The following is a 22,038-nucleotide window of genomic DNA, read 5'->3' on the forward strand; positions in this document are numbered from 1 at the left end:
GGTCGGAGGTTCGAATCCTCCTGAGTGCGCCATACCGAAAGGGCCTGCAGCAATGCAGGCCCTTTTTCTTTGCCCGGGATTTTTCGTCCGCCGGAACGCGGCCCCGTCGCCAGGCGGGGCGGGAAGGGGTCAGACCAGCACCGAGTACCAGAACACCCGGCCGATCACGTTGATGTGCTCGGCGGCTTCCTGGGGCTCGTAGCGCTCGTCCGGATGCTCGTCGCTGTTGAAGCTACGAATGCGCAGGCCGCCGCCCGGAAGGCGGTAGAGCAGTTTCACGCGCAGTTGGCCGTCGTGGTCGAAGGCGTACATGTCGCCGTCCTTGATCGTCCGCACGCTAGTGTCCACGCCTACCGTGCTGCCGTCCGGCAGCACCGGCTCCATGCTGTTGCCGCTGACCGTGACGCAGGCGGCGCTGGCCGGATCGATGTTCTTCTTGCGCAGGGTGTACTTGCCGAAGCGCAGCTTGCGCCCGCCGGTCTGCAGGATCACCGTGCTGCCCTTGCCGCCGGACAGCTCGATCTCCTTGTAGAAGGGCAGTTCGATCTCGTCGGCATCCAGGGGCGTTTCGTCGTCCCATGACTCCACCGCGCCGAGCCAGCTGGCGTTGGGTCCGGTCGCCGGCAGGGCGCGCGCACGGCCGGCGAGCATCTCGCCACGGCCTTCCGCCAGCCACAGCGGATTGACTCCGCAAACGCCGGCGATCTGCGCGGCGAAGCTGGTGGCCCGGGACTTGCCGCGCTCCAGATCGGAAATGGAGGTCTGGGTCATGCCTACCGCCTGGGCAAGCTGGACCTGGCTGAGGTTGGCATGCTTGCGCGCTGCCTTGATGCGATCTTTGAGTTCCATGGGGCGCAAGACTAAGGGTGTGCCTGTGCCATTGCAAGTGCTGCTATATGGGTATTACCATATTTTCAGCGCTTTCCCGTCCACAGTGATCGGGGTGGCGACGAAAACAGCCGGGCCACCGAGGGTGGCGATTGCGAGCGGCCAGCCAGGTGGGCCGGCCAAGGAGGGAATACCCATGTTTCAAAGTACCGAGCAGGCGCTGGCGGTGGCCTATTGGATGTTCGAGCAGCAGCCCGGACCGAGATCGTCGACGGCGATGGTGATCGACAGCCTGCGCGAGCGCTTCGATCGCAGCTTCATCGAACACCTGCCCAGCGGTTTGAGTCCGCACGAATGGCAGGCCCAGGCGGTGATGACCGTGCGTTTCGCCCAGCGCCAGCTGGCTACGCACCCACTGGAACTGGCGGTGGTGCGCGCCGAGTTCGCCCGCGGGCGGGATTTCGTCCTTGGCCTGGCGGCTTTGCGTGACTGGCTGAAGCCCGGGGCCGACCCGGTCGAGCAGCGGGCGACCCTGGCCTTGCTGATGCGCATGTTCCGCCGCCCGCCATCGAGCATTCGCGAGATCGAGCGCCTCAGCGGCCTGTCGAAAAGCACCCTGCAACGCTGGGACACGCAGTGGCGCGAGCGGGTGGCTGCCCTGTTGCGCCAGGCCTTGCAGCGACTGGAGGAACCGATGGCGGAGGTGGGGATCGTGTGCGAGCGCTAAAAAAATTTCTGTATGAAAACGGGTTTTCCCATATTGACGCTATGGGACGATAAAGGTATAAATTCTCCACGATTGAAATTCCTCTGGCCGAAGCCCGCCGATGCGAGCTTCGCCCGTTCCGGGCCCGCCTCTTCGGCGGGCCTTTCCATTTCCGGGAGTCATCCATGTCCGAGCCAAGCTCTGCGGCCTCCGCCGCCAGCGCAATGGCTGGCGTCGGCCTGGCCATGTACCTGCCGGGTATCGATGGCAACGCCTTGCTGGGAGGCTTCGGCGGCGCCATCTTCTTTGTCGTGTTCGCCCGCGACTACAACGCCCTGACCCGCCTCGGCTACCTGCTGGTGTCCTGGGTCGGCGGCTATTACGCCGGAATCGAGGCGCTCGGCCGTGGGTTGACCCAGACCAGCGGCATGGCCGCCTTCGTCGCCGCCACCCTGTGCGTGACCGGTGGCATCGGCATGCTCGAGTGGATGCGCGGCGGCGAGATTCCCAACTGGATGCGCGGACTGCTGCGCCGTCGGGGAGGGAAGTCCGATGGTTGATCCGTTGTCCACCCTGACCGTGCTGGTCTGCTCGGCAATCTGTATGCGCCTGATCACTTACCGCCGGGCCGGCGCGCGCTTCCGTCCCGGCGTTTCCCTGTGCGCCTACCTGCTGGCGCTGTGCACCGGCTGCCAGGCACTGGGGATCCTCGCCGGGCTGTACCGCGCCGAGCATCTCTCGCCCTGGATGCTCGGAGTATTGCTGGTGCTGCTGGTCCTGCTGTTGCAGGCGCGCGGCAATCTGGCGCGGGTCCTGCGCCTGTACTGATCGAAGATCGAACGCTTTTCCCTTCGGGCCGGCACGGCGCTCGCTGTCGCCGCGCATGCGCCTGCCCGCCATCCATCCACCTAGAAAAAGGAGTTCGCCATGTCCAGCGCACCTACGCGCCTGGATCACGCCGCCCTGCGTGAAACCCTGCGGCAGTTGTTCGACCTGCCCGCCGGCGGCGTCGTCGACGCCGACCAGGCGCTGGCGCCGCCGGCTACCCCCTATGTGAGCCTGCGCCTGGAAACCTCGAATCTGCTTGGCAACGTGCGCCGGGAGTTTTCCGCCGCCAGCGAGCAGGAATCCCTGCTGGCCAGTTGCGAAAGCATCTTTCGCCTGACCTGGCATGGCCCCGAGGCGCACCAGCGCCTGCAGGACGCCCGCTGCCTGCTGCAGTCGAGCGCCACCATCGATGCCCTGCGTGAGCTGAAGGCCAGTCTGCTGCGCCTGACGCCGGTGGAGAACCTCTCCGCCGCGACGGGCGGCCAGACGCTCGGACAGGCTCGTTTCGACCTGGTCATCGGCCACGAGCACGTGTTGGTCGTCGACCTCAAGCGCATCGCCCTGGCGACGTTGCAGGCCCACGGCAGTTCGGGCCTGTCCGCCGCCGTTACCGTTCAATCCTCGGAGACCTGATATGTCGCTCCCCCTTTCCCAGATCGTCAACGTTCAGCTGAACGTCACCCCGGTATCTTCGCCGCGCCGTGACTTCGGCCTGTTCGCCCTGTTCACCCCGGAAGCCGGCAACGCTTTCGTCGATGCTTCCACCCTGTACATCAATTGCGCCAGCCAGGCGGATGTCGAAGCGGCGTTCGGCAGCCAGTCGGAAACCGCTGCCGCCAGCCGCCCGTTCTTCGCCCAGTCGCCGCGTCCGCGGCAGATGATCGTGGCGCGCTGGCTGAAGAGCGCGCGCGCGCTGCCGGCGCTCAAGGCGGCGTTGGCCGGCGCCCCGCTCAGCGCCGGCCTGGCGCAGTTCAAGGCTATCGCCGACGGCCAGCTGTCGCTCAGCGTCGACGGTGTGCGCGTGGATGTCGCCGGCCTGGACTTCAGCGAAGCCGCCGACCTGCCTGCGGTGGCCGCGACCATCAAGGCCAAGCTCGGTGCCCAGGCGCTGGACTGCCGCTACGACGAAGTCGCCGGCCGCTTCATTCTCGAAGCCAGCGCCGCCGGCAGCGGCAAGTCCATCGGTTATGCCGAGAACCGTATGCTGCCGGGAACCTACCTCGGCGCGCTGCTGCGCCTGGAGGACGGCATGGCGCGGAAGATCGCCGGCCGCGACACGCTGGACCTGCCGGCGCAGAGCCTGGGCGAGGCGTTCGCCGCACTCACCGAAGTCAACCCCGGCTGGTACGCCGCCAGCGTCGCCGCGGCCCTGAGCGACGCGCAGATCCTCGAAGCCTCCGCCTGGGTGCTGGCTGCGGACAAGAAGATTTTCGCCGTCACGACCCATAACGCCGCGCATCTGGAAGCGGTCGCCGGCAATCCCTTCCAGCAACTGCGCGATCGGCAGAGCTACCGCACCGTGGCGGTCTACGACAAGAACGACGCCTATGCGGCGAACAGTTGGCTGGCGCGGGCGCTGGCGGTGAATTTCGCGGCGAACAACTCGACGCTGACGATGAAGTTCAAGCAGTTGCCGGGCATCAGCGCGGACAGCCTGACCCTGAGCGAAGCCGACAAGTGCCGCGCGCTGGGCATCAACTTCTACACCTACTTCGACGACTCGGCGATGGTCGCCGAGGGCACCGTGGTCGGCGGGCGCTTCTTCGATGAGGTGCACATCCTCGACTGGTATGTCGACGCGGTGCAGAAGGAGGTCTTCGCCACACTGTACGGTTCCAGCAGCAAGATTCCGCTGACCGACGCCGGGGTCGCGCGCCTGCTGGCGGCGGTGCGCAAGGTCTGCCGCGAGGGTGTGAACAACGGCGCCTTCGCCCCCGGCGTCTGGAGCGGCGACGGCTTCGGCAACCTGGCCAGCGGCGAGCGTCTGGAAGACGGCTTCTACGTCTGGGCCGACAGCGTCGACAACCTGTCCACCTCCGACCGCGAACTGCGCAAGGCGCCGCCGATCCAGGTGGCGCTGAAGATGGCCGGTGCCGTGCACTCGGTCGACGTACTGGTGAACTTCACTCGCTGATCCCCCTGGCGAACCCTTTGGCCCCGCCCGCACCCTGCGGGCGGGGTTCGTTTTTTCGACGGAGAACCTCATGGCTATTTACGACCACAACCAACTGTCCGTGCTGCTCAACGGCTACGAGATCAAGGACTGGGCCGACGGCGCCGACACGGTCAAGTTCGCCTTCGCCAAGGACGCCGGCGAGATGCTGATCGGCGCCGATGGCGGCGGCGTGTTCGTCGCCAGCACCGATCGCTCGGGCAAGCTGACCCTGAAGGTCAGGCAGCATTCCGAGGACAACAAGTACCTAAACCGCCTGCGCGCCCTGCAGGACGGCAACATCAAGGCCTTCGTGCCGCTGACCCTGGAGATCCGCGACCTGCTCAACGAAGACCTGGTCAGTGCGACCAAGGGCTACTTCACCACACGTCCGGAATACACCCGTGGCGCCGGCCACAACGCCACTACCTGGACCATCGTCTTCGAGCGCGCCAGCGTGAACCTGGAAAAAGGAGTGGCCTGAACATGAACCAGGAGCATCGCCTCACCCTCGACCAGGTCACCTACCTGATGCGCCCGGCCAACGCGCTGCCGGCCTGGAACGCCCTGAAGAAGGCCGCGCGCCTGCTGCAGGGATTGGAGCTGGGCGAGGGCAGCGAGTCTGCGGCGCTCGGCGCGATCCTCGGCAATCTCGGCGACCCGGTGGTGGCCGAGGTGGAGCAGTTGGTCCTGCAGCACATCAACGTGCAGCCGCAGGACGGCCAGGCATTCCGCCTGGTGGATCGCCTGGATACGCACTTCAACCAGCATCGCGCGCACCTGCTGCCGCTGCTCATCGAGGGCGTGAAGTACCAGTTCGCGGATTTTTTCGGCGCCGCCATGCCGGCGCTGGCGAAGGTCCTGCCGGTCCAGGCGCAGGCCTGACCGACTGGTTCGTCTTCGCTCCCGTCATGCGCCAGCTCTGCACGCTGCACGAGCTGCGCGCGCTCTACACCCTGGCCGACCTGTGCGACTTCCACGACGCCCTCAGCGAGTGGGACGAAGCCCAGCGGCAGGCCTACGAGAGACCGCATCATGGAGTCGACTAATCAACCGACCGCCGGACAGGCCAAGGCCTTGCAGGAATACCTTCGGGAGTTCCGCGAGGCGCTGGGCCAGGTCCAGTCGGTCGCCAGGACCGTGCAGGGAACGGTGGCTGCTCTGCTCGGGGGGCTGACCGGCTACCTCGACGACTCGCTGAAGGGGCTGGAGGACCTCGAGGAGGGTGAAGACGCGCTGGGGCCGATCGGTCCCGACGCGATCCGTTCCGCGCAGGACTATCGCCAGGCGGTGCAGGACGTCGATGCGCTGGTCGAGGCGCTGAACCTCCGCGTCGCCCTAGGGCTGGCACCGACCATCGGCAACCTCGCGGAGCGCTTCGAGCGCTTCGTGCAAGGCAACCGCGAGGCGCTGCTCGAAGGGGTGGGAAAGGCGCTGGAAGTGATCGCCCAGGCCATCGACGCGCTGGGTAACTTCGTCTGGGCGCTGGACGAGGTGGTGGGCGCGACCCTCGGTTGGCGCACCACCCTGACCCTGCTCGGCGGCACCTTGCTGTGGCTGGGACGCACGGCACTGCTAGCGTTCGCCAGCAATCCCTTCTCTCTGGTGATCGCCGCCCTGGCGGTGCTGATCCTGCTGGTGGACGACTTCGTCACCTATCTGCGCGGTGGCGACTCGCTGTTCGGCGGCTTCTGGGGAGGGCTGCGTGACGCGGTGGCCGGCGTCAGCGCCTTCATCGAGGAAAACCTGCAAGGCGTGCTGGCGGTGGCGACCTTCGTCGGCACCGCCCTGCTCACGGCGGTTCCGCTTTCCAGCTGGGGAGCGGGTCTGGCCAGGCTGCTCCTTGGCGCGAACCTGGCCATCGGCGGCCTGCTGGGCGGCATCGGGCGCTTCGGCGCGGCGTTGCGCGGTGTCGTGACGGTCATCGGCCTGCTCGGCAATGCGTTGCGCATCGCCTTCCTGGCCAACCCGGTAGGGCTGCTGATCGCCGCGGTGGTCACCCTGGCGGTACTGGTGGCGTTGAACTTCGAGCGGATCAAGGCCGTCGCCGCTGCCGCCTGGGATTTCATCGTGGCCAAGGCGGTCGCTGTATTCGTTGCCTTGCAGGAACTCTTCGCGCCGCTGCTGCAGTGGTACGGCAACCTGTTCGGCCTGGTCGGCGACCTGCTCGGTGGCAATTTCAGCGCCGCGCTGGAGCGCGTCCGGGCGTTGTGGGAGCAGGTACTGGGCTTCTTCCAGAGCGGTATCGAGGCGATCGCCGGCCTGTTCGGCGGGCTGGGCGATTACCTGAGCCTCGACCTGCCCGACCTCGACCCGCGCTCCTGGCTGGAGGCGTTGGGAGAGGCCGCCGCGGCGATGGCTGCGCTGCTCCAGGCGGCCCTCGGCGCGGCCTGGGACGCGTTGCTGGCCAAGGCCGGCGAAGTGCTGGAAGGGCTGCGTGGGCTGTTCGGCTCCTTGGGTGATTGGCTCTCCGGGCTGTTCGGCAGCGTCGGCGAAACGATAGTGCAGGCGCTTGGCGGCGTCTTCGGCAAGCTGCTGCAGCTCTGGGGCGACAGCCTGGCGAGTGCCTCCGGCCTGCTCGGCAAGGCCCTGGACGCGCTTGGCGGGTTGTTCCCGGCAAGCGGGGAGGGCGTGTCGCAGGAGGTTCCGCGCAGCCTGCGGGCGGTCGCCGCGCAGACGCTCGTGCGGGTCGATGCCGCGCAGGTCGGCGCCAGTCCCTACGTCAGCCCGCCGTCGGCCTGGGCGCCGGGTATCGCTCCGGTCGCCGGGGTCAGCCCGGTGAGCAACCAGAACGTGCGGATCGACATCGTCACCAGCGATCCGGTGCAGGCCGGACAGACCGCCGCCGCGGAAATCCAGCGCCTCAATCAGCGCGCCACCCGCAATTACGCCAATCGTTTCAAACAGTGAGGTGAATCCATGGTCATGCTGATCAATCGCCATGTCGGTACCGTGCGTCTGGACGCGGTGATTTCCGAAAACCACGTGTCTACGTTGAAGACCACCGCCAACCCGGTGGAGTCGGGAGCGCAGGTGATCGACCATGCGGTGCTCGAACCGAAGACGATCACTATCACCGGGACCCTGGTGGATCACGCGCCACCCGGAGAACCGCTGCCTTCCCTGTTGGCGGCCGGGGCTCGCCGCGCGCCGGACTTTCTCGACCAGGTGGCGCCGGCCGGCGCTCCCGGTTCGCTCACCGAACAGGCCCGGCGCTATGCCGCCCGCCAGTTGCAAAGTTGGCTGGCGCCCACCGGCCGTCGCGCGGCCGAGGAACTCGCGGCCTGGCTACCGAGCCTGGCGCCGCCGTCGGTCGGCGACCTGTCGCTGAGCAGCCAGCGGGTCCAGCAGATCCATTCCAGCCTGCTGGACTTGCAGAAGTCGGGGGAACCGCTGGACATACAGACCGGTTTCCATCTCTACCGCAACATGCTGCTGACCAGCATCAGCGCGGAACAGGTGGTGGACGGCGCGTTGAAGCTGACCATCGCCGCCCGCGAGTTGCATCTGGTGGAAACCCGCACCATGCGCGTGCCCAGTGCCGGCCGCAGCGGCTCCGGCCGCGCGGCGCGGCAGGCGGCGCCACGCCAGGCGCGCGGGGCGACGCGGCCGGAGCCGGCGGACAAGAGCCTGCTGAAGAGCATCGCGGGGCTGTTCAAATGAACCTGTTGCCGATCGACGACAGTCCATTGCAGGAGCAGCGTTTCGAGTTCGCCGGCCAGCGCCTGCGCCTGACCCTGCGCTACAACAGCGTCGGCGACCACTGGGGACTGGACCTGTTCGACGAGCGCTCCCAGGCCTGGATCGCCCAGGGGTTGGCGCTGGTGGTCGGGGTACCGATGCTCTGGCGCAGCAGCGTGCCGTACTACTTCTGGCTCACCGACGAGAGCGGTGCCGGTCTCGACCCCATCGGCGGGCAGGACCTCGGTAGCCGTTGCCGGTTGTACATCGGCGAGAAATCGGAGGTGGCGCCATGAGACTTTACGGCCGGCGCTACCGGCTGGAGCTGAGCAAGGTCGACGAATACCTGGTGGTGGAAAAGCTGCGGATCGCCTTCGAACTGACCAAGAGTGCCGACAGCGCGCCGAACGAGATCAAGGTGAGTATCTGGAACCTGTCGCGCGAGCGGATCGACCAGTTGCTGCGCGGCGATTTCCAGTCCGCGCGGCTGTGGGCCGGCTACGAGGAACTGCGCCTGCTGTTCCTTGCCGACATCATCAAGGTCGGCGTCAAACGCGAGGGTCTGGACTGGATCGTCGAGCTGGAGTGCGGTGATGGTGATCGCGATTATCACCAGTCCTATGTCAGCCAGACCTTGTCCGCCGGAACCTCCCGCGAGCAGATGGTCGGTGTGGCCCTGGCGAGCATGCCGGACACCTCGGCCGGCCAGCTGGAACTGCCGCGCCCGCAGCGGCTGCCACGGGCGCGGGTGCTGTTCGGGCCGACCCGTGACGTGCTCACCGACCTGGCCGGCTGGCAGGACGCCGACTGGTCGATCCAGGACGGCCAGTTGCAGATGCTGCCCCGTGACCGGGTGCTGGACGACGAACTGATCCTGCTCTCCGAGGAGACCGGCATGCTCGGCTCGCCGCAACTCGGCGACGACGGCCTGACCATCACCTGCCTGCTCAACCCGGCGCTGCGGGTTGGCGGACAGGTGCGCCTGGTGTCGCGCCTCGACTGGCTCAACGGCGACTACAAGATCGTCCGCATCCATTACAAGGGCGATGCCCTCGAACAGGACTGGAAAAGCACGGTCACCGTGGTCAACCAGCAGATCCGTGGCAAACCGGGCAAGGAGCGTGGCAATGACTGATTACGATTGGCAGATGCCTTCCGCCGAACGGACCATGGCACGAGCCCTCGACAGCCGGATCAAGCGTCTGCATACGGCGTTGCCGGGCCGGGTGCTGAGCTTCGATCCGCAGTGGCAGACCGCGAGCGTGCAACCGCTGATCGACCAGGTACTGGTGGACGGTACGCGAGTGGCTTTGCCAGTGCTGGCTGACGTGCCGGTGCAGTTTCCGCGTGGCGGCGGGTTCGTCCTGACCTTTCCGGTGCGGCCGGGCGACGAATGCCTGTTGCTGTTCAACGAACGCTGCATCGACGGCTGGTGGCAGTCGGGCGAGCCGAGCGAGCCGCTGGACTATCGCCAGCACGACCTGTCCGACGCGGTGGCGATCATGGGCATCAGCTCGCAGCCGCAAGCGGTACCCGACTTCGCCGGCGACGCCACCGCATTGCGCCGGCTGGACGGTTCGGCCTTCGTCAGGATCGACGACGGCGGCACGGTGACCATCGATGGTAGCAGGCTGCAGATCAACTGCCCGGTGGTGTTCGCCGCCGGCATGCGCGGCGAGGGGGACGTGGTGTCCGCCGGGATCAGCCTGGAACGGCACCTGCACGGCCAGGTGATGCCGGGCAACGGAGCAACGGGGGTTCCACGATGAGAGTCAGACGAATAGACGAAGAGGGCGACTGGCTGTTCGGTCAGGGCCGTAACAACTACGCCGATACCGGCGAGTCGGTGATGCAGCGGGTCTGCACCCGCCTGCGCTCGTTCGAGGGCGACTGGTTTCTCGACCTCGAGCACGGTCTGCCCTGGTTCGAGCGCATGGCGCGGCCCGCCGACCTGGCCGGCCTGGAGGCCGACCTGAAGCGTTGCATCCTGTTGACCGATGGGGTCAGCGAGATCCTCGACTTCCAACTGGCCGTCGATCCGCGGGACCGTCGGCTGAAAATCGCCATCAGCCTGCGCGATCGCTACGGCGGCACGCAGGCGGCGGAAATCCTTCGCTAGGGGCCTGCGCGGCCGGTCCGCGCAGGCCGCTGGACCTTTCAATCCGAAGCCTCTCGTCCCTTGCGGTCCGAGGGGCTTTTTTCTGGGAGCCCAAACCATGGGACAACTGACTGACAAGGGCTATGTCGGGCAGCGCCTGGACAGCATCCTCGAGGAGCTGGACCGGGGTTTCCGCGCTATCTACGGCAACGATATCGACCTTGCGCCGGATAGCCCGGACGGGCAGATGCTCGGACTGATCGCGCAGATTCGCGCCGATCTCGAAGAGCTGGGCGAGGTGATCTACCGCGCCCTCGACCCGGACCACGCCAGCGGCGCCTGGCTCGAACAGCGCGCCGCGTATGCCGGACTGCTGCGCCGCCGGGCGCGCTACAGCTACCTGCGCGGGGTGCTCCTGAGCGGGCGCCCGGGGGCGGTGCTGCCGGCTGGCGCGGTAGTGCGTGATATCAACCAGGGCCGTTGGCAACTGATCGGCGAAACCCTGCTGGGCGGCGACGGCTCCGCTCGCGGCGACTTCCGCAGCCTGGAGCTGGGCGCCTTTCCTTTGCCGGCGGACAGTCCGCTGACGCTGGAAACGCTGGCGCCGGGCTGGAGCGCGGCGCGCAACCGGCAGCCGGCCGAGGTCGGTGTGGAGGAGGAGACCGACGCCGAACTGCGCGCACGCTTCTTCCGCAGCCGCGCCCGACCGGCGCAGAACAGCCTGGACGGGATGGTCGCCGAAATCCTGCAGTTGGCGGACGTGCGCGAGGTGGTCGGCCTGGAAAATACCGGCAACCAGGCCGACGCCAACGGCGTGCCGGCGCACAGCCTCAACCTGATCGTCGATGGCGGCGACGAGCAGGCCATCGCCACCGTGATTTTCCAGCGCAAGACCGCCGGTACCGGCTTGCATGGCGATGTCGAGGTGACGCTCGCGGACAGCCAGGGCATCGCCCGCAGGCTGCGTTTCGACCGCCCGCAAGTCATCGCTTGCCGGGCACTGATCGAAGTGCAGCGGGATGCGGAGTTCAGCGCGGTGGATGGCGCGGCGATCAAGTCCGCGCTGGCCGCCAGTGATTTCGGCATCGGCCAGGATGTACAGCTTTCGCGGCTCTACAGTCCGGTGAACACGGTCCAGGGCTTCTGGGTCAGCCAACTGAAGATCGCCCGCGTCGGGCAGACCCCGGTCGCCGCCAATATCGAGATCGGCGTTCGCCAGCGGGCACGCTTCGATCCCGCCGATATCGAAGTGGTGGTGCTATGAGCTACGAGCGCCTGCTGATCTGGCAATACCAGGCGCGGCCGCGGGCCGCCGCCACGGCGCAGTTGCTCGACGCCCACTTCGGCAGGACCCGCGAGGGCCTGGCGACGCTGCCCGCGGCGCTGGACATCGACAGTGCCGAAGGCGCCAACCTCGACCTGGTCGGCAAGCACGTCGGCCAATCACGGGTGCTGCGCGGACTGGCGCCGCGCAGCCTGTTCGGCTTCGAAGCGACTCCGGCCGCCAAGGGCTTCGGCCGCAACCGAATGGGCGGCGGCAAGTGGTATCGGCTGGGCGATCCGTTGCGCGATTCGGTGGTGCTCGACGATGACGACTACCGTTTCCTGATCCGCTGCCGGATCGCCCGCAACTACCAGCTCGGCACACTGGCGGACATCACCGCCGCCCTCGACTTCATCTTCGACGGCCAGTCGGTGGCCTACGACCAGTACGACATGACGCTGTCGGTGGTGATCCGCAGCGACGGCATCACCGACTTCAAGCGCTACGCGATCACCACCCTGGATATCCTGCCGCGCCCCGCCGGGGTCGGCATCCGTTTCTATCTCGCCGCCCCCAACCGCGCCTTCGGCTTCCGTGGCGCGCCGGGTGCGCTGGCGTTCAACCAAGGCAAATTTGCGAGGTTCCTATGACTCAGTACAAACGCCCCGATGAAGCGGTGTTCGCTTCCGGCGCCAAACCCGGCGAACTGGAGGCGTTCCCCGATATCGCCCGTGGCTGGGGCGTGGCCTTCGAGCAGACCGCCGGGATTCCGCCGATGGAGTGGTTCAATGCGTTGTTCAAGCGTACCGACGAGGCGATTCGCTACCTGATGCAACGGGGGGTCGCCGAGTGGTCGGCGACCGAGGACTATCCTATCGGAGCCCTGGTCAAATCGGCCGGCAGCCTGTGGTCCGCTCGCCAGGCTTCCATCGGACAACTGCCGGGGAGTGATTCCGTCTACTGGCTGGAGTACGGCAGCAACACCATCGGCACCTACGCATCCGTCCCGACGTTGTTGCGTGAGCGCGTCATCTACGTACCGCCCTATGGTCTGATGGAGTGGCAGACCTCCCAGTCCGGATATCGCTCGCAGCGTTGTGGCGAAATCCTGCTGCAGGCGGCTCCTGTCGCCAAGGCCGGGACGGTGAAAGCCAATGGCGGCACGTTGAGCAAGAAGAACTATCCAGGGCTGTGGGGCTGGGCCGTGGACATGGGGTTGGTCGTCAGCGCCGCCGCCTGGGCTCCGGGCAACCTGGCATATGCCGATCTGGGCGGCGATTCGTTCAGGGTGCCCGACCTGCGCGGGGAATTCCTCAGGGCCTTCGACGATGGACGAGGGGTGGATGCTGGGCGTCGATTCGGGGAGGCGCAGCAGGCGACCGACATTCCTGTCATGACCGTTGCACGGAAGGAAAGTGATCCGAGCACGGGGGTACTGGTTACTCCTCTGTTGTCATCGCTGAAGCCAGATGGAAACGGCCTGATGCCTACCAATGCGGATGGTTTCAAATCCGGTGGTAGTGGTCCCTATCTGGCAGCTCCATTGAGCGCAAGCGGTACGACATGGGCATCGACCTTTACCACTCGCCCAAGGAACTGTGCATTACTGGCGGTGATCTTCGTCTGATCGAGAATTAGCCCTCGATGTGCGTCGGCGGTAGAGGTATCAGCTGCTTCTACCGCCGATAAGGGGGAGGTAAAGGCGGTTTTTTCATTAATTGGATGGCCGTCTTTTCGGACGGCTGCTTCCGGAATCCGCTTTGCCCTTCACACACCCCTCCTGATCGAAGCTCACGCTTCTCGCTCCCCGTCGCTTGTCGGCCTTGTACCGATAGGTCACCTCTGCATTGTTCCCGCTCACCTGGTCCGGCTTGCCCAACGCGCGTTCCACGTCGGCACGGGTCATGCCCGCGACTATCCGTTGCTCCACGATGGCCTTGCGCCGTTCCTGCTCGCCCAGGCGAGCGCCACACTTCTCTTTTCCTTCCCCCACGACCACCACCGACGGAGCCTCCCGCCTGAGGGGCGCGGGTGTGGCCATCGGCGTGACGCTGGTTCCGCCCGGCGGCGGGTTGTCTGCCTCGATGCGTTCGCCGGCCTGCGCGTTCGGACAACCGAGCTGGGTGAAGGTGACATGGCCGCTGGCGTCTTCGCAGCGGAATACCGTGGCGGCCTCGCCGGCGGGGGCGAGCGACAGGGCGAGGAGAAGGGGCAGGGAACGCATGGGCGGCACTCCGGGTCCGATGAGGGTGAGTGCAGGCTAACGCCTTGCCTTTTTCCGCGGGGCCGAGTGTCCTGAGTGAAATTTCCGGCGTCGCAGTCAGGCGTCGAGTGACGATGAACTTTGTGCCGCAAGCGCTTGTTCTTGCCGCCATTTTGTAACGCGCAAAACGCAAGCGGAGTGTTATCATTATCCGTATCTGCCCCGAGAGGGCCCTTGGAACACCCCCATGGACTTACCCAGTAGAAACTCGAACAGTTTCCCGTTTGACCAATCACGTTTCTGATTGACCCCTTTGGCGTGCTCCGCTACTGGGGGTGGAGCGCGCTATGACCGAAGTAGAAGCCAAGAAGCCGCAGGAAAGCCTGCAGGACCGCCTAGCGCAGGTGGTCGAGCTGCTGCATCGCCACAAGGTGGTGGAAGACCTGACCCATCGTCAGGAAGGCCAGCACCATGACCGGGTGGAAAACCTCGTCCACCGGCAGAATCTCGTAGAGCTCCAGCGCAAGCTGGAGGAACTGCACCCCGCCGATATCGCCCACATCCTCGAATCGCTGCCGTTGGACGACCGCCTGACGGTCTGGCAGCTGGTCAAGTCCGAGGACGACGGCGACATCCTCCTCGAAGTCTCCGACGCGGTCCGGGAAACCCTGATCGCGGACATGGATGACCACGAGATCATCGCCGCGACCAAGGACCTGGACGCCGACGAACTCGCCGACCTGGCGCCGGAACTGCCGCGCGACGTGGTCCATGAACTGATGGAAAGCCTCGACGCGCAGCAGCGCGAGCGAGTGCGTTCGGCGCTGTCCTACGAGGAGGACCAGGTCGGCGCGCTGATGGACTTCGAGATGGTCACCATCCGCGAGGACGTCAGCCTGGAAGTGGTGCTGCGCTACCTGCGCCGCCTGAAGGAATTGCCCGGGCATACCGACAAACTGTTCGTGGTCGACTACGACGGCGTGCTCAAGGGCGTGCTGCCGATCAAGCGCCTGCTGGTCAACGATCCGGACAAGCAAGTGCTGGAAGTCATGGCCACCGACCCGGTGACCTTCCACCCGGACGAGGACGGCTACGACGCCGCCCAGGCATTCGAGCGTTACGACCTGATTTCCGCGCCGGTGGTGGATAAGGGCGGCAAGCTGATCGGTCGTCTGACCATCGACGAGATGGTCGACCTGATCCGTGAGGAGAGCGAAAGCGAAGTCCTCAACATGGCTGGTCTGCGTGAAGAAGAAGACATCTTCGCCTCGGTCTGGAAGTCGGTGCGCAACCGCTGGGCCTGGCTGGCCACCAACCTGATCACCGCCTTCGTCGCCTCGCGGGTGATCGGCCTGTTCGAAGGCTCCATCGAGAAACTGGTGGCGCTGGCCGCGCTGATGCCGATCGTTGCCGGCATCGGTGGCAATTCCGGCAACCAGACCATCACCATGATCGTCCGCGCCATCGCGCTCGACCAGGTGCAGCCGACCAGCAACAGTCGCAACCGCCTGCTGCGCAAGGAGCTTGGCGTCGCGCTGGTCAACGGCCTGGCGTGGGGCGGAGTGATCGGCGTGGTGGCCTTCTATCTCTACGGCAACTGGGAACTGGGCGTGGTGATGACCGCCGCGATGACCCTGAACCTGCTGCTGGCGGCGATGATGGGAGTGCTGATCCCGATGACCCTGCATCGTTTCGGACGCGATCCGGCGATGGGCTCCAGCGTGATGATCACTGCGATGACCGACAGCGGCGGTTTCTTCATCTTCCTCGGCCTGGCGACGATCTTCCTGATGTAGCCGGAGCGCCACGCAAGAAGCCGCCCACGGGCGGCTTTTTTCATGGCGGTCGGATCACAGCGGGGAAACCTTCGGTGGCGACCAGGACAGCACGCTCAGGCAGCGATCGCCGCCATTGACGAAATACTCGTCGACGGCCTTGGTCTCGCGGGCGACGAAACCCTCGCGACGGCATTCCTGGTCCAGCCAGCCGCCTTGCTCGACCCGGTACAGCCAACCCTCGGACGTCGCGCAGGCTGGCCAGAATTCCAGCAGGTCGGCAGCGTCGAGCTGGCGCAGGCCTTCGACTTCGACGAACTCGACGCGCCAGGTGCGCTGGTTGGCGAGGTCGCGGACGAGGATGGTGAGGCCGGCGCGATCCTGGTGGCGCTCCAGGAACCAGGGGGCGACGCAGGGCGGCGCCTGGAGCAGAACCGCCAGCAGCGGCTCCGCGCGTTCAGCCACGGACGCGCAGGGTAAGGCCCTTGAGGAAGTTGCGCAGCAACTGGTCGCCGCAGGTCCGGTAGTTGCTGTGGCCGGGCTTGCGAAACAGGGCGCTCAGCTCGGGTTTGGAGACCGGGAAGTCGACGCTGGCGAGGATGGCATGGAGGTCTTCCTCCTTGAGTTCGAAGGCGACCCGCAGCTTCTTCAGGATCATGTTGTTGCTCAACGGCAGCTCCAGCGGCGGTAGCGGACGCGACTCGTCGCGTCCGCGGCGCTGGATGATCAGTCCGTCCAGGCAGCGCGCCAGGTAGCGGTCGGGGCAGGCCTGGAAGCCGTCTTCGTCTTCCTTCTTCAGGTAAGCCTCGAGCAGGTCCGCTTCGACTTGCTCGCCGAACGGGGCGGCCAGTTCGGCCAGATGTGCGTCGGGAAGATCCAGCAGGTAGCGCAGGCTGCGTAGTACGTCGTTGTTGAGCATCGTGCTCTCCGGAACGGTTGGCGATGAAAAAGCCCCGCGGGGCGGGGCTCTTCAGGGGGGGCTCAGACCAGCTCGGCCCAGAGGTCGTACTCGTCGGCATCGGTGATGCGCACGCGGACCTTGTCGCCCGGCTTCAGCTCGTCGCTGTCGACGAACACGTTGCCGTCGATTTCCGGAGCGTCGGCCCAGGAGCGGCCGACCGCGCCCTGTTCGTCGACTTCGTCGATCAGCACTTCGATTTCCTTGCCGACCTTGAGCTGCAGGCGAGCGGCGGAAATCGCCTGCTGGTGGGCCATGAAGCGTTCCCAGCGGTCCTGCTTGACCTCGTCCGGCACCGGCTCCAGGCCCAGCTCGTTGGCCGGAGCGCCTTCGACGGGGGAGTACTGGAAGCAGCCGACGCGGTCGAGCTGGGCTTCCGTCAGCCAGTCGAGCAGGTACTGGAAGTCTTCTTCGGTTTCGCCCGGGAAGCCGACGATGAAGGTCGAGCGGATGGTCAGTTCCGGGCAGATCTCGCGCCACTGCTTGATCCGGGCCAGGGTCTTGTCCTCGAAGGCCGGGCGCTTCATGGCCTTGAGCACCTTCGGGCTGGCGTGCTGGAAGGGGATGTCGAGGTACGGCAGGAGCTTGCCGGCGGCCATCAGCGGGATCACGTCGTCGACGTTGGGGTACGGGTAGACGTAGTGCAGGCGAACCCACACGCCCATGCTGCTCAGCGCCTCGCAGAGTTCCTTCATGCGGGTCTTGACCGGCTGGCCGTTCCAGAAGTCGGTCTTGTACTTCAGGTCCACGCCGTAGGCGCTGGTGTCCTGGGAAATCACCAGGAGTTCCTTGACCCCGGCCTTGACCAGGCGCTCGGCCTCGCTCAGCACGTCGCCGACCGGTCGGCTGACCAGCTTGCCGCGCATGGACGGGATGATGCAGAAGCTGCAACTGTGGTTGCAGCCTTCGGAAATCTTCAGGTAGGCGTAGTGGCGCGGGGTCAGCTTGACGCCTTGCGGCGGGACCAGGTCGACCAGCGGGTTGTGTTCGGTCTTCGGCGGTACCACTTCGTGCACCGCGGTAACCACCTGCTCGTACTGTTGCGGGCCGGTGACCGCCAGTACGCTGGGATGCACGTCGCGGATCGCGTGCTCTTCCACGCCCATGCAGCCGGTGACGATGACCTTGCCGTTCTCGGCGATGGCTTCGCCGATCACTTCCAGGGACTCGGCCTTGGCGCTGTCGATGAAACCGCAGGTGTTGACCACCACGACGTCGGCGTCTTCGTAGGTCGGGACGACCTCATAGCCTTCCATGCGCAGCTGGGTGAGGATGCGCTCGGAGTCGACCAGCGCCTTGGGGCATCCAAGACTGACGAAGCCGACTTTGGGAGTGGGGGTGGACATGGCTAACCTCGGTAGGCGGGCGCGCTTGCTGGCGCCTCTGATCAAAAAGTGCGCAATTCTAGCGGCAGCGCCGCGGCTTTTCCAGTCTCCCGTGCAGCTCTTTTCCGGCCCTGGAAAAACTCTCCGCGGGCGCTCGGCAATCGGCTCCCCGGCCTTCTATAGTCATAGCAGTCCGTGGCCTCGGCGCTTGCATCGCGGACGGCATGGGCGCAGCATTTGCCGAATTTTTCCGGGGGAAAGCGTTTCATGAGTGATGCAGCGACGCGTGCCGAGGAGACGTCGGAGGGGCATTCCAGCTCTGCCATCGGCCTGATGGTCGGGGCGGTTGGCGTCTGCTATGGGGATATCGGCACCAGCCCCTTGTATACCCTGAAAGAGGTCTTCATCGGCGGCTACGGGGTGCAGGCCAACCACGATGGCGTCCTTGGCGTACTGTCGCTGATCTTCTGGTCGCTGGTCTGGGTCGTTTCCATCAAGTACGTGATCTTCGTCCTGCGTGCCGACAACCAGGGCGAGGGCGGGGTGATGGCGCTGTCGGCGCTGGCGCGCCGGGCGGCGGCGCCGTTCGGCAGGCTGCAGACCTTCGTGGTGGTTGCCGGCCTGATCGGCGCGGCGCTGTTCTACGGCGACAGCATGATCACCCCGGCGATCTCGGTCCTGTCGGCGGTAGAAGGGCTGGAGATCGCCTTCGACGGCCTGGAGCACTGGACGGTACCGCTGGCGCTTATCGTGCTGATCGGCCTGTTCCTGATCCAGAAGCACGGCACCGCGCGGATCGGCATCCTGTTCGGCCCGGTCATGGTGCTCTGGTTCGGCGCCCTGGCGGCGCTGGGCATCTACGGGGTGATCCAGCAGCCGGAAGTGCTGCAGGCGATGAACCCTGTATGGGCCGTGCGTTTCTTCAGCTCGCATCCCGGCATCGGTGTCGCCATCCTCGGCGCCACCGTACTGGCGCTGACCGGCGCCGAGGCGCTGTACGCCGACATGGGCCACTTCGGTCGCAAGCCGATCGCCCGGGCCTGGTTCCTGCTGGTGCTGCCGGCGCTGGTGCTGAACTACTTCGGCCAGGGCGCGACCATCCTTTCCAACGCCGAGGCGGCGCGCAACCCCTTCTACCTGCTGGCGCCGGGCTGGGCGCTGCTGCCGATGGTGGCGCTGTCCACCCTGGCCACGGTGATCGCCTCCCAGGCGGTGATCTCCGGCGCCTTCTCCCTGACCCGCCAGGCCATCCAGCTCGGCTACGTGCCGCGGATGACCATCCAGCACACTTCCAGCCACGAGCAGGGGCAGATCTACATCGGCGGGGTGAATTGGGCGCTGATGGTCGGCGTGGTCCTGCTGGTGCTCGGCTTCGAGTCCTCGGCGTCGCTGGCGGCGGCCTACGGCGTGGCGGTGACCGGAACCATGCTGATCACCACCCTGCTGATGGGCGTGGTGATCTGGCGCCTGTGGAAATGGCCGCTGTGGCTGGGCGTCCCGTTCTTCTGCGTGATGCTCGCGGTGGACAGCCTGTTCTTCGCCGCCAACCTGCCCAAGGTGATCCAGGGCGGCGCCTTCCCGGTCATCGCGGGTATCGTCATCTTCATCCTGATGTCCACCTGGAAGCGTGGCCGCCAACTGCTGGTGGAGCGTCTCGACGAGGGCTCGCTGCCGCTCTCGGTGTTCATTTCCAGCATGCGCGTGCAGCCGCCGCACCGGGTCCAGGGTACCGCGGTATTCCTTACCGCGCGTACCGACGCGGTGCCTCACGCGCTGCTGCACAACCTGTTGCACAACCAAGTGCTGCACGAGCAGGTGGTGCTGCTCACCGTGGTCAACGAAGACAGCCCACGGGTCCCACCGGATCGCCGTTTCGAGGTCGAGGCCTATGGCGACGGGTTCTTCCGGGTGATCCTGCACTTCGGCTTCATGGAGGAGCCGGACATCCCGGCGGCCTTGCGCCTGTGCCATCTCAACGAACTGGACTTCAGCCCGATGCGCACCACCTACTTCCTCAGCCGGGAGACGGTGATTCCATCCAAGCGCATCGGCATGGCGCGCTGGCGCGAGGGGCTGTTCGCCTTCCTGCTGAAGAACGCCAACGGCAACCTGCGCTATTTCAACCTGCCGCTCAACCGGGTGATCGAGTTGGGAACCCAGGTCGAGATCTGATCTGTTCCGCTGCAAAAAAGCGCGCCCGATTGGGCGCGTTTTTTTGCACGTTTCTCAGCGCCGTTGCGGCAGCATCCGTACCAGGGTGTTGTCGCGGCTGACGAAGTGATGGAAGAGCGCCGCGGCGGCGTGCAGGCCGATCAGGAAATAACCGGCGTTGCCGATGGTTTCGTGCCATTCCTTGATTTGCCCGGCGAGGTCGGGGTTCTTGTCGACCAGCGGCGGTAGCTCCAGGCCGAAGAACGGTATCGGCTTGCCGGCGGCGCTGAGGATCAGCCAGCCGGCGAAGGGCAGGCCGATCATCATCAGGTAGAGGGCGTAGTGCATCAGCCTGGCCAGCGTCGCCTGCCAGGCGGGGATGGCGGGCTCTATGCGCGGGGTAGGGCTGGCCAGGCGCACCAGCAGGCGCAGCCAGACCAGCAGGAAAACGCTCAGGCCAAGCATGAAGTGCCATTGCTTGAGCAGTTCGCGGGTTTCGCTGCCCTTGGGGAAATTGCCCTTCAGTTCGATACAGGCGTAGACCCCGGCGATCAGCAGCAGGGTCAGCCAGTGCAGGGCAATGGTCAGGCTCCCATAACGGGATTCGGTGTTTTTCCAGCTCATCACGGTTCCTTCTCTTCGGCTCTCGGGAGCCCGCTCTGCGGCGGGTCGGCCGGTATTCTCGGCGGCTCCGCTGAAGCCAGCCTGAATGCCCCCGGCAGGCTCAGTCTAGCTGGTGCCGGCCGGGGACAAGAAGGGCGGAGCGGTGAGAGCTTGATCGCGATCAGGCGTCGGGAGCGTTCTCGCGGTCGCGGATGGCCTGGAGCATCTTCTTCGCCAGGGACAGGTAGTCTTCGTCGAAGTGGTGGCCGCCCGGCAGTTCGAGCTTCTCGCCGACGGCCTGGGGTTGGGTACAGCCGCTTTCGTCCTTTTCTTCGGCGCCATAGATGCAGAACACCTTGGCCGCCGGCAACCTGGCCATTTCCGGGCCGGTGGCGGCTTCCTCGCCGGCCTTGCCCAGCCAGCCTTCCACTTCGATCTCGAAGCTGCCGGTCCGCGCCAGCGCCAGCAGCAGCATGGCTTTCACTTGCTGCTGGTCCTTTCCGGGCAGGCGGTTGTAGATCGCCGGCAGGATGTCAGCGCCGAACGAGTAGCCGGCCAGGACGAAACGTTTCGCGCCCCACTTCTCGCGGTAGTGTTGCATCAGCTTGGAGAGGTCGGCGGCGCTCTGTTCCGGGCTCTTGTGTTGCCAGTAGTAGCGCAGGGTGTCGATGCCGACCACCGGGTAGCCCATGCTTGCCATGTGTTCGGCGGAATCCTTGTCCAGGTCGCGCCAGCCGCCGTCGCCGGAATAGAAGAGGGTAACGATGTCCGACGGCTTCGCGGCCGGTACTTCGAGCACCGGCAGGGCTTCGGCGTTGCCTTGCAGTTGCAGGCGCAACTGGTGGGCGAGTACGTCGGTCAGCGGGGTGTCGTAGTCGCTGATGCTGGTTTCCGCCCTCGATTGCTTGCGGACGAAGACCGCGGTGTCGTCGTCCGGGTTGTCGTTCCAGGCCAGCAGCCATTGGCCGTGCGCCGCCTGGTGCGGCAGCGGGGCATCGCAGTCGCGCTCGGCCAGGGCAATGTCGAAACCGACCGAGAGCGCCTTGGCCTTGTCGTCGTCCTGGCTGGCGAGCCAGCGCCAGGCGGTGGTCGAGCCCGGGCCGATGCCGGCAACCAGGTTCGGCTTGCCGCCGAGGCGGGTAATGACCGCTTCGAGCCGGGATTGCTGCGCCCTGCAATCGCCGTTTTCCGGGGGGAAGTACTGGATCACCCGGGCGGCGCTGTCGTGAGCCAGGTTCAGCATCTGGGCGTCGTTCAGTTGCTGTTCGGGGGCGGCGATCACCACCACCCGCGAGCGCGGCTTCTCGCCGGGTTCGGCAAGGGTGGCGTGGCCGCCGTCGTCGAGGTCCAGGGCTTCCAGTTTCGCCTGGGCCGCCGGTCGGCTCCAGAGCAGCAGGGCGGCACCGACGATCAGTACCAGGGCGGCGACCAGAAAACGGCGCCAGTGACGTTTCACGACAGACATA

At 66.1% G+C, this 22,038-nt stretch carries 26 protein-coding genes; 19 read left to right on the top strand and 7 right to left on the bottom strand.

From position 1 onward, the window contains the following. Positions 1-129: 129 nt before the first annotated feature. Positions 130-849, bottom strand: a complete 720-nt coding sequence (alpR, locus tag HMPREF2886_RS10985; RefSeq protein ID WP_033971181.1) for a transcriptional regulator AlpR — start codon at positions 847-849, stop codon at positions 130-132. A gap of 175 nt (positions 850-1,024) precedes the next feature. Between alpR and HMPREF2886_RS10990 the strand changes: the two genes are divergently transcribed. From HMPREF2886_RS10990 to HMPREF2886_RS11065, 17 genes are all read left to right on the top strand, one after another. Further along, positions 1,025-1,555, top strand: a complete 531-nt coding sequence (locus HMPREF2886_RS10990; RefSeq protein ID WP_033971179.1) for a hypothetical protein — start codon at positions 1,025-1,027, stop codon at positions 1,553-1,555. 164 nt (positions 1,556-1,719) lie between these two features. After that, entirely contained in the window at positions 1,720-2,094 is a 375-nt protein-coding gene (locus HMPREF2886_RS10995; protein ID WP_033971175.1) for a phage holin family protein, read from the top strand. Next, positions 2,087-2,362: a phage holin family protein gene (locus HMPREF2886_RS11000; RefSeq protein ID WP_033971167.1), complete on the top strand. Its 276-nt coding sequence runs from the start codon at positions 2,087-2,089 to the stop codon at positions 2,360-2,362. Before HMPREF2886_RS10995 ends, HMPREF2886_RS11000 begins: the two co-directional genes overlap by 8 nt. 99 nt (positions 2,363-2,461) lie before the next feature. Continuing rightward, complete coding sequence (locus HMPREF2886_RS11005) at positions 2,462-2,995, top strand: phage neck terminator protein (protein ID WP_033971166.1); 534 nt, start codon at positions 2,462-2,464, stop codon at positions 2,993-2,995. A 1-nt stretch (position 2,996) separates the two neighbouring features. Then, on the top strand, positions 2,997-4,496 hold the full coding sequence (locus HMPREF2886_RS11010) for a DUF3383 domain-containing protein (RefSeq protein ID WP_070747351.1): 1,500 nt from the start codon (positions 2,997-2,999) through the stop codon (positions 4,494-4,496). Positions 4,497-4,566: 70 nt separating this feature from the next. Beyond that, positions 4,567-4,998 carry a phage structural protein gene (locus HMPREF2886_RS11015; protein ID WP_033971161.1) on the top strand — a complete coding sequence of 144 codons (432 nt, stop codon included), beginning with the start codon at positions 4,567-4,569 and terminating at the stop codon, positions 4,996-4,998. A gap of 2 nt (positions 4,999-5,000) precedes the next feature. Then, on the top strand, positions 5,001-5,399 hold the full coding sequence (locus tag HMPREF2886_RS11020; protein ID WP_033971160.1) for a phage tail assembly chaperone: 399 nt from the start codon (positions 5,001-5,003) through the stop codon (positions 5,397-5,399). 26 nt (positions 5,400-5,425) lie between these two features. Then, positions 5,426-5,563, top strand: coding sequence for a hypothetical protein (locus tag HMPREF2886_RS34590; RefSeq protein ID WP_153574675.1), 138 nt, complete (start codon positions 5,426-5,428; stop codon positions 5,561-5,563). After that, positions 5,550-7,424 (top strand): phage tail tape measure protein, encoded by a 1,875-nt coding sequence (locus HMPREF2886_RS11025; protein ID WP_033971159.1) that lies wholly within the window; start codon positions 5,550-5,552, stop codon positions 7,422-7,424. The genes HMPREF2886_RS34590 and HMPREF2886_RS11025 overlap by 14 nt, the downstream gene beginning before the upstream one ends. 9 nt (positions 7,425-7,433) lie before the next feature. Then, a complete protein-coding gene (locus HMPREF2886_RS11030; protein ID WP_070747353.1) occupies positions 7,434-8,177 on the top strand; it encodes a phage baseplate protein in 744 nt (247 codons plus the stop codon). Then, the gene (locus tag HMPREF2886_RS11035; protein WP_033971156.1) at positions 8,174-8,491 is read left to right on the top strand and encodes a phage baseplate plug family protein; all 318 of its coding nucleotides are present in this window, start codon (positions 8,174-8,176) and stop codon (positions 8,489-8,491) included. The genes HMPREF2886_RS11030 and HMPREF2886_RS11035 overlap by 4 nt, the downstream gene beginning before the upstream one ends. Continuing rightward, positions 8,488-9,330, top strand: a complete 843-nt coding sequence (locus HMPREF2886_RS11040; protein ID WP_033971152.1) for a phage protein — start codon at positions 8,488-8,490, stop codon at positions 9,328-9,330. The genes HMPREF2886_RS11035 and HMPREF2886_RS11040 overlap by 4 nt, the downstream gene beginning before the upstream one ends. Further along, positions 9,323-9,964 (top strand): Gp138 family membrane-puncturing spike protein, encoded by a 642-nt coding sequence (locus HMPREF2886_RS11045; protein WP_033971149.1) that lies wholly within the window; start codon positions 9,323-9,325, stop codon positions 9,962-9,964. The genes HMPREF2886_RS11040 and HMPREF2886_RS11045 overlap by 8 nt, the downstream gene beginning before the upstream one ends. After that, positions 9,961-10,314: a contractile injection system sheath initiator gene (locus HMPREF2886_RS11050; RefSeq protein ID WP_033971147.1), complete on the top strand. Its 354-nt coding sequence runs from the start codon at positions 9,961-9,963 to the stop codon at positions 10,312-10,314. Before HMPREF2886_RS11045 ends, HMPREF2886_RS11050 begins: the two co-directional genes overlap by 4 nt. A gap of 97 nt (positions 10,315-10,411) precedes the next feature. Continuing rightward, the gene (locus HMPREF2886_RS11055) at positions 10,412-11,557 is read left to right on the top strand and encodes a baseplate J/gp47 family protein (RefSeq protein WP_070747355.1); all 1,146 of its coding nucleotides are present in this window, start codon (positions 10,412-10,414) and stop codon (positions 11,555-11,557) included. Continuing rightward, positions 11,554-12,207 carry a baseplate wedge 1 family protein gene (locus tag HMPREF2886_RS11060; protein ID WP_033971143.1) on the top strand — a complete coding sequence of 218 codons (654 nt, stop codon included), beginning with the start codon at positions 11,554-11,556 and terminating at the stop codon, positions 12,205-12,207. Before HMPREF2886_RS11055 ends, HMPREF2886_RS11060 begins: the two co-directional genes overlap by 4 nt. Further along, positions 12,204-13,184, top strand: a complete 981-nt coding sequence (locus HMPREF2886_RS11065) for a phage tail protein (RefSeq protein ID WP_070747357.1) — start codon at positions 12,204-12,206, stop codon at positions 13,182-13,184. Before HMPREF2886_RS11060 ends, HMPREF2886_RS11065 begins: the two co-directional genes overlap by 4 nt. 87 nt (positions 13,185-13,271) lie before the next feature. On the opposite strand, the gene HMPREF2886_RS11070 is transcribed toward HMPREF2886_RS11065, so the two are convergent. Then, the gene (locus HMPREF2886_RS11070) at positions 13,272-13,781 is read right to left on the bottom strand and encodes a DUF4124 domain-containing protein (RefSeq protein ID WP_070747358.1); all 510 of its coding nucleotides are present in this window, start codon (positions 13,779-13,781) and stop codon (positions 13,272-13,274) included. A 326-nt stretch (positions 13,782-14,107) separates the two neighbouring features. On the opposite strand from HMPREF2886_RS11070, the gene mgtE reads away from it, so the two are divergent. Further along, the gene (mgtE, locus tag HMPREF2886_RS11075; RefSeq protein WP_003085996.1) at positions 14,108-15,556 is read left to right on the top strand and encodes a magnesium transporter; all 1,449 of its coding nucleotides are present in this window, start codon (positions 14,108-14,110) and stop codon (positions 15,554-15,556) included. 54 nt (positions 15,557-15,610) lie between these two features. On the opposite strand, the gene HMPREF2886_RS11080 is transcribed toward mgtE, so the two are convergent. From HMPREF2886_RS11080 to rimO, 3 genes are all read right to left on the bottom strand, one after another. Then, complete coding sequence (locus HMPREF2886_RS11080; protein ID WP_033976560.1) at positions 15,611-16,000, bottom strand: hypothetical protein; 390 nt, start codon at positions 15,998-16,000, stop codon at positions 15,611-15,613. After that, positions 15,993-16,454, bottom strand: a complete 462-nt coding sequence (locus HMPREF2886_RS11085; protein ID WP_003085999.1) for a YehS family protein — start codon at positions 16,452-16,454, stop codon at positions 15,993-15,995. The genes HMPREF2886_RS11080 and HMPREF2886_RS11085 overlap by 8 nt, the downstream gene beginning before the upstream one ends. A 62-nt stretch (positions 16,455-16,516) precedes the next feature. Beyond that, positions 16,517-17,839: a 30S ribosomal protein S12 methylthiotransferase RimO gene (rimO, locus tag HMPREF2886_RS11090; RefSeq protein ID WP_003086001.1), complete on the bottom strand. Its 1,323-nt coding sequence runs from the start codon at positions 17,837-17,839 to the stop codon at positions 16,517-16,519. 246 nt (positions 17,840-18,085) lie between these two features. Here rimO and HMPREF2886_RS11095 point away from each other — a divergent pair, with 246 nt between their 5' ends. Beyond that, a complete protein-coding gene (locus HMPREF2886_RS11095) occupies positions 18,086-19,990 on the top strand; it encodes a potassium transporter Kup (protein WP_033976565.1) in 1,905 nt (634 codons plus the stop codon). Positions 19,991-20,044: 54 nt separating this feature from the next. Here HMPREF2886_RS11095 and HMPREF2886_RS11100 read toward each other — a convergent pair whose 3' ends face one another. Then, positions 20,045-20,593 carry a cytochrome b gene (locus HMPREF2886_RS11100; protein WP_003086007.1) on the bottom strand — a complete coding sequence of 183 codons (549 nt, stop codon included), beginning with the start codon at positions 20,591-20,593 and terminating at the stop codon, positions 20,045-20,047. A 160-nt stretch (positions 20,594-20,753) separates the two neighbouring features. Beyond that, complete coding sequence (locus HMPREF2886_RS11105) at positions 20,754-22,037, bottom strand: virulence factor family protein (RefSeq protein WP_033976567.1); 1,284 nt, start codon at positions 22,035-22,037, stop codon at positions 20,754-20,756. Position 22,038: the final 1 nt, after the last annotated feature.

Origin of the sequence: Pseudomonas sp. HMSC066A08, from assembly GCF_001813025.1 — a bacterium.
In the GTDB taxonomy this organism is placed as follows: Bacteria; Pseudomonadota; Gammaproteobacteria; order Pseudomonadales; family Pseudomonadaceae; genus Pseudomonas; species Pseudomonas aeruginosa.

Coding starts and splice junctions, on each gene's coding strand:
- HMPREF2886_RS11095 (WP_033976565.1), top strand. CDS start 18,086: ATGAGTGATGCAGCGACGCGTGCCGAGGAGACGTCGGAGGGGCATTCC.
- alpR (WP_033971181.1), bottom strand. CDS start 849: ATGGAACTCAAAGATCGCATCAAGGCAGCGCGCAAGCATGCCAACCTC.
- HMPREF2886_RS11070 (WP_070747358.1), bottom strand. CDS start 13,781: ATGCGTTCCCTGCCCCTTCTCCTCGCCCTGTCGCTCGCCCCCGCCGGC.
- HMPREF2886_RS11060 (WP_033971143.1), top strand. CDS start 11,554: ATGAGCTACGAGCGCCTGCTGATCTGGCAATACCAGGCGCGGCCGCGG.
- HMPREF2886_RS11100 (WP_003086007.1), bottom strand. CDS start 20,593: ATGAGCTGGAAAAACACCGAATCCCGTTATGGGAGCCTGACCATTGCC.
- mgtE (WP_003085996.1), top strand. CDS start 14,108: ATGACCGAAGTAGAAGCCAAGAAGCCGCAGGAAAGCCTGCAGGACCGC.
- HMPREF2886_RS11035 (WP_033971156.1), top strand. CDS start 8,174: ATGAACCTGTTGCCGATCGACGACAGTCCATTGCAGGAGCAGCGTTTC.
- HMPREF2886_RS11030 (WP_070747353.1), top strand. CDS start 7,434: ATGGTCATGCTGATCAATCGCCATGTCGGTACCGTGCGTCTGGACGCG.
- HMPREF2886_RS11050 (WP_033971147.1), top strand. CDS start 9,961: ATGAGAGTCAGACGAATAGACGAAGAGGGCGACTGGCTGTTCGGTCAG.
- HMPREF2886_RS34590 (WP_153574675.1), top strand. CDS start 5,426: ATGCGCCAGCTCTGCACGCTGCACGAGCTGCGCGCGCTCTACACCCTG.
- HMPREF2886_RS10990 (WP_033971179.1), top strand. CDS start 1,025: ATGTTTCAAAGTACCGAGCAGGCGCTGGCGGTGGCCTATTGGATGTTC.
- HMPREF2886_RS11085 (WP_003085999.1), bottom strand. CDS start 16,454: ATGCTCAACAACGACGTACTACGCAGCCTGCGCTACCTGCTGGATCTT.
- rimO (WP_003086001.1), bottom strand. CDS start 17,839: ATGTCCACCCCCACTCCCAAAGTCGGCTTCGTCAGTCTTGGATGCCCC.
- HMPREF2886_RS11055 (WP_070747355.1), top strand. CDS start 10,412: ATGGGACAACTGACTGACAAGGGCTATGTCGGGCAGCGCCTGGACAGC.
- HMPREF2886_RS11040 (WP_033971152.1), top strand. CDS start 8,488: ATGAGACTTTACGGCCGGCGCTACCGGCTGGAGCTGAGCAAGGTCGAC.
- HMPREF2886_RS11045 (WP_033971149.1), top strand. CDS start 9,323: ATGACTGATTACGATTGGCAGATGCCTTCCGCCGAACGGACCATGGCA.
- HMPREF2886_RS10995 (WP_033971175.1), top strand. CDS start 1,720: ATGTCCGAGCCAAGCTCTGCGGCCTCCGCCGCCAGCGCAATGGCTGGC.
- HMPREF2886_RS11020 (WP_033971160.1), top strand. CDS start 5,001: ATGAACCAGGAGCATCGCCTCACCCTCGACCAGGTCACCTACCTGATG.
- HMPREF2886_RS11105 (WP_033976567.1), bottom strand. CDS start 22,037: ATGTCTGTCGTGAAACGTCACTGGCGCCGTTTTCTGGTCGCCGCCCTG.
- HMPREF2886_RS11000 (WP_033971167.1), top strand. CDS start 2,087: ATGGTTGATCCGTTGTCCACCCTGACCGTGCTGGTCTGCTCGGCAATC.
- HMPREF2886_RS11005 (WP_033971166.1), top strand. CDS start 2,462: ATGTCCAGCGCACCTACGCGCCTGGATCACGCCGCCCTGCGTGAAACC.
- HMPREF2886_RS11015 (WP_033971161.1), top strand. CDS start 4,567: ATGGCTATTTACGACCACAACCAACTGTCCGTGCTGCTCAACGGCTAC.
- HMPREF2886_RS11025 (WP_033971159.1), top strand. CDS start 5,550: ATGGAGTCGACTAATCAACCGACCGCCGGACAGGCCAAGGCCTTGCAG.
- HMPREF2886_RS11065 (WP_070747357.1), top strand. CDS start 12,204: ATGACTCAGTACAAACGCCCCGATGAAGCGGTGTTCGCTTCCGGCGCC.
- HMPREF2886_RS11010 (WP_070747351.1), top strand. CDS start 2,997: ATGTCGCTCCCCCTTTCCCAGATCGTCAACGTTCAGCTGAACGTCACC.